We start from the raw sequence: 3,618 nt of genomic DNA, 5'->3' as shown, positions 1-3,618 counted from the left end.
CGGCGCGTGGAGCGCAGTTTTTCGTCCGAGGGCGTGAAGCGGCGCGAAACCGTGTGGCTGCTGGTCGGGCGCTCGTCGATCCGCCAGCGCGAGCAGGAGTTCTCCGACCGCGGCTCGCTGGTGCGCGACCAGCGCTGGAACGCCGCGGGCGAGCCCCTGAGCGACGACAGCTACCACCTCAACGGCCAGCCGCGCAGCAAGGCCGTCTACAGCGGCGCCGGCAGCGAGCGCACGGTCGACGTGACCGAGTTCTACGACAGCGGCCAGCGCGCCGCACAGGGCCGCTACCTCGCGCCGGGGCGTGGCCGGCAGGTGCCCGTGGGCACGCACCAGCGCTTCAATGAAAAGGGCGAGCTGCTGGCCGAGTCGAGCTTCGACGACAAGGGCCGCGTGACGCGCGAACGCAGCTGGGACGAGAACGGCGAGCTGCAGCGCGACGACGAAGTCTTCGAAGACGGCTCGCGAAAAGCGTTCGCCCGCTAGGACGAACGCCCCTGGGCGGCATCAGTCCAGCTTGATGCCGGCCTGCTTGATGATCGGGCCCCAGCGCTTCGACTCCGCGCGCGACAGCGCCGCGAACTGCGCCGGCGTGCCGGGCATCGCTTCCATGCCGAAGTCGTCGAAGCGCTTTTGCACGGCCGGCGTGCTGAAGGCCTTGTTCAGGTCGCTGTTGAGCTTGTTCACCACCGCGGCGGGCAGGCCGGCCGGGCCGAGGATGCCCTGGAACGCGAACACCTCGGTGTTGGGCACGCCCACTTCGGCCAGCGTCGGCACGTCGGGCAGGCGCTTGCTGCGCGCGCCCGAGCCGATGGCCAGCACGCGCACCTTGTTGCCCTGCATGATCGGCAGGCCCGAGGCCAGGTCCAGGAACATGCACGGCACCTGGCCGCCCATCACGTCGGCCATGGCCGGCGCCGCGCCGCGGTACGGGATGTGGGTGATGAAGGTGCCGGTGCGCGCCTTGAACATTTCCATCGCCAGGTGGTGCGGCGAGCCGTTGCCCGGCGAGGCGTAGTTGACCTTGCCGGGGTTGGCCTTCACGTAGGCCAGGAACTCCTTGAAGGTCTTGGCCGGGAAGTCCGGGTGCACGACCAGCGCGAGCGGGAACTTGCCGATGGCGCCGATGTAGGTGAAGTCTTTCTCGGGGTTGAACGGCAGCTTGGTGAACAGGTGCTCGTTGAAGGCCAGCACGGCGTTGTCGGCCGACAGCACCGTGTAGCCGTCGGGCTTGCTCTTGGCGACCAGGTCGGCGCCGATGTTGGTCGACGCGCCGGGGCGGTTGTCGACCACGATCTGCTGGCCCAGCGTCTGGCGCATGGCCTCGGCCAGCACGCGCGCGATCACGTCGGTGCCGCCGCCCGCGGGGTACGGCACGACCCACTTGATGAGCTGCGCGGGGTAGTCCTGTGCGTGGGCGAAGGGGGCTGCGGCCACGGCGGCGCCGGAGGCGAGCGTGGCGAGAAGGGTGCGGCGATCCATGAGATCAATCTCCTGTTTTTTGTTCGGAAGCGGACAGCGATGGTACGGGCAGCGCGCGCAACGCGTCGGCCAGCGCGGCGCGGCAGCGCGCCTCGTCGCCGACCTGCTCGAACAGCAGCATCGACATCTGGCCGCGCTCGGTGAACTCGACCATGGCGCGCTCGGTGCCGCGGTCGGGGTAGAAGGTGGCGCGCCGCAGCTGGCCGCCAGGGTAGAAGCTGCGCACGAGGCCGCGCTCCTGGCCGTCGTCGTACGTGGCGTCGCGCAGCACCTGGCCGCCGGGCGCGAACTCGCGCGCGCGGCCGTGCATGTTGCCCTTGGCGTTGATGGTGTGCTCGCGCGCGAGCTTGCCCTTTTCATAGAAGCGCACCAGGCCCATGAAGACGCCGTTCTGCACCTGCTGCTCGCGCTGCAGCTCGCCGGTGCCGCGGTCCTTGCAGCGCATCAGGCCGGTCTTGCCGGCGGTGCTGTTGCCGTCGGCGGGGCTCACGCGCTGGCCGTTGAGCTCGCACTCCTGCTGCGCATGGACCGTCGGGGTACCCAGCAGCGCGGCCAATGCGATCGCGGCCGGGCCGAGGAGGGACGCGGCCGCCCGAGGCGCCCGAAGAGCGGGAACGGGCGGGCGCAGGGTCACTTGTCGTAGAGCGTGTCGAGCGAACGGAAACCCTTGACCTCGATCGGGTTGCCGAAGGGATCGCAGAAGAACATCGTCCACTGCTCGCCCGGCTGGCCTTCGAAGCGCACCTGCGGCTTCAGCACGAACTCGGTGCCGGCGGCTTCGAGGCGCCCGGCCAGCGCCTGCCAGTCGGGCAGCGCGAGCACGATGCCGAAGTGCGGCATGGGCACCATCGCATCGCCGACGCGGCCGGTGCGGGTGGTGGCGAAGGGCTCGCCCAGGTGCAGCGAGATCTGGTGGCCGAAGAAGTCGAAGTCGACCCAGGTGTCGGTGCTGCGGCCTTCGGCGCAGCCCAGCACGTCGCCGTAGAAGCGGCGAGCGCCGTCCAGGTCGCGCACGTGGAAGGCAAGGTGAAAGATGCTTTGCATGGTTTTGGATTATGGGCAGCGGTGCTGTGAGAATGCCGGACTTTCTTTCAATCATGGAGCTCGCCTTGCGGATACTCCGAGCCCTCGTCGCACCGCTGCGCCTGCTGTCGCGCGGCACCGACCGGCCGGCGCCCCAGCGCCTTCTTGCACGTCTGACCCGCCAGGCCTTCGCGGCCGTCGGTGGTTGTTTCATCGCGGTCGCGGCCCACGCCGCCGCCTGCCCGCCCTCGGCCATCGCGAGTCTCGAGAAGCCCGGCATCGGCCTGCGCAACGGCATCGACCGCGGCCTGCTGTGGCGCATCGAGCGCGACGGCCGCACCTCGTGGCTCTACGGCACCCTGCACCTGGGGCGCGGCGAATGGGTGCGTCCCGGGCCCACTGTGCAGAAGGCGCTGGCGCAGAGCGACACGCTCGCGCTGGAGCTCGACTCGCGCGACGACGCCACGGTGCGCGCCCTGAGCCAGCCGGCCGACCCGGCCGCGGTGGCGCGCGTGCTCAGCGGCGAACGCGCCCGCCGGCTCGAGCGCCAGAACGCCGAGGCCTGCGTGTCGCCGGGCTCGACCGCCCGGCTGCCGCCCATCCTGCAGGTGACGGCGCTGACCGCGCTGGCGGCGCGCGCCGACGGCCTGTATGCGGAGTTCGGCGTCGACGAGACGCTGGCCGTCTCGGCCCGCAACAGCAACAAGCCGATCGTCGCGCTCGAGAACGCGGCCGACCAGCTGCGCTGGCTGACCGGCGGCTCCGAGGCCGAGGAGGCCGAGCAGATCGACGCCATGCTCGACGAGCTCGAATCGGGCCGGCTGCGCGGCCAGCTCAAGACGCTGGCCGATGTCTGGGCGCGCAGCGACGCGGCCCGGCTGGCGCGCTACGCCGAGTGGTGCGAGTGCCTGAACACGCCGGCCGAGCAGCGCCTCATGAAGCGCCTGCTCGACGACCGCAACCCCGGGCTGGCCGACGGCATCGAGCGCCTGCTGCGCCTGCGCCTCGGTGAGCACCGGCGTCACGGTGAAGCCGCGCGCCGCCATCAGCGTGGGCAGGCCCTGCGCGCCGACCATGTGCAGCGCGCCGACCGCGGCGAAGGCGCTGCGCCCGCCC

The 3,618-nt window shown here is 71.1% G+C and carries 4 protein-coding genes and 2 pseudogenes; 2 read left to right on the top strand and 4 right to left on the bottom strand.

What is annotated here, in order from left to right:
• Positions 1–483: toxin-antitoxin system YwqK family antitoxin (locus FFI97_RS33470; RefSeq protein ID WP_409574663.1), on the top strand; the 483-nt coding region annotated here is incomplete at its 5' end.
• A 21-nt stretch (positions 484–504) separates the two neighbouring features.
• Here the strand turns inward: FFI97_RS33470 and FFI97_RS33465 are convergent.
• The 3 genes from FFI97_RS33465 to FFI97_RS33455 form a co-directional block, all read right to left on the bottom strand.
• Positions 505–1,479 carry a Bug family tripartite tricarboxylate transporter substrate binding protein gene (locus FFI97_RS33465; RefSeq protein ID WP_139701326.1) on the bottom strand — a complete coding sequence of 325 codons (975 nt, stop codon included), beginning with the start codon at positions 1,477–1,479 and terminating at the stop codon, positions 505–507.
• 4 nt (positions 1,480–1,483) lie between these two features.
• A complete protein-coding gene (locus FFI97_RS33460; protein WP_260685271.1) occupies positions 1,484–2,035 on the bottom strand; it encodes a toxin-antitoxin system YwqK family antitoxin in 552 nt (183 codons plus the stop codon).
• A gap of 74 nt (positions 2,036–2,109) precedes the next feature.
• Positions 2,110–2,523 (bottom strand): VOC family protein, encoded by a 414-nt coding sequence (locus FFI97_RS33455; RefSeq protein WP_062482861.1) that lies wholly within the window; start codon positions 2,521–2,523, stop codon positions 2,110–2,112.
• Positions 2,524–2,534: 11 nt separating this feature from the next.
• Between FFI97_RS33455 and FFI97_RS34265 the strand changes: the two are divergent.
• Positions 2,535–3,437, top strand: a pseudogene (locus FFI97_RS34265) (TraB/GumN family protein); the annotation flags it as partial.
• Positions 3,438–3,515: 78 nt separating this feature from the next.
• Here FFI97_RS34265 and FFI97_RS34260 read toward each other — a convergent pair.
• Positions 3,516–3,618 (bottom strand): annotated as a pseudogene (locus FFI97_RS34260) (TraB/GumN family protein); the annotation flags it as partial.

It is taken from the genome of Variovorax sp. KBS0712 (assembly GCF_006323185.2).
Taxonomy (GTDB): Bacteria; Pseudomonadota; Gammaproteobacteria; order Burkholderiales; family Burkholderiaceae_C; genus Variovorax; species Variovorax boronicumulans.
Note: the sequence above shows the minus strand (reverse complement) of the source record. Positions and strands in the feature narration are given on the sequence as shown.